Source organism: Methylobacterium sp. J-078 (assembly GCF_022829285.1).
In the GTDB taxonomy this organism is placed as follows: Bacteria; Pseudomonadota; Alphaproteobacteria; order Rhizobiales; family Beijerinckiaceae; genus Methylobacterium.
This window is the reverse complement of the sequence record NZ_JAKSYI010000097.1, coordinates 1-536: the sequence shown is the minus strand read 5'-3', so window position 1 is coordinate 536 and position 536 is coordinate 1. Positions and strand designations below refer to the sequence as shown.

Below are 536 nucleotides of genomic sequence, written 5' to 3'. Positions count from 1 at the left end.
GTCCATGAGCCCCGGATACGAAGGGGCCAGGTTCAAGGGACAGCATGATCCAAGCTTTCATGTCCGGCTTTGCGCTGGATCAAGGACTCGGCCCGGGCCGGGACTAAGGTTCGTCCAACGAAAGCGAGGGACGCATCCATGTCGGCACTGCAGAACATCAAGAACGTCATCGTGGGCCTGACCGAGGAAGGTCAGCAGGGCGAGACGAGCGACGCCATCGGATACGGCCTGTCGCTGTCCGTCGCCGCCGGCGCGCACCTCACCGTGCAGGCGGCCTCGCGGCGTCTCGTGATGAACAGCGCGCTCGCCGGCGGGTTCGGACGGATCCTCGTCTCCGAGGAGAACGGGCGGACCGCAGGCCTGAGCCAGGCGGTGGCCGAGAAGGTCCGTGGCGACGCCGCGAGCGCCGGCGTCGCGTGCACGGTGGAGAGCCCGCAACTGACGCATCCGGACATCCTCGCAACGTTCGCGGCCAAGGCCCGGCTGCACGACCTCACCATCCTGGATGCCGAGGAGCGCACCGTCGACCTCGACCG

At 67.7% G+C, this 536-nt stretch carries 1 pseudogene; it reads left to right on the top strand.

Annotation, left to right across the window (positions count from 1 at the left end):
* Nucleotides 1-138: 138 nt before the first annotated feature.
* Nucleotides 139-536, top strand: a pseudogene (locus tag MKK58_RS15550) (universal stress protein); the annotation flags it as partial.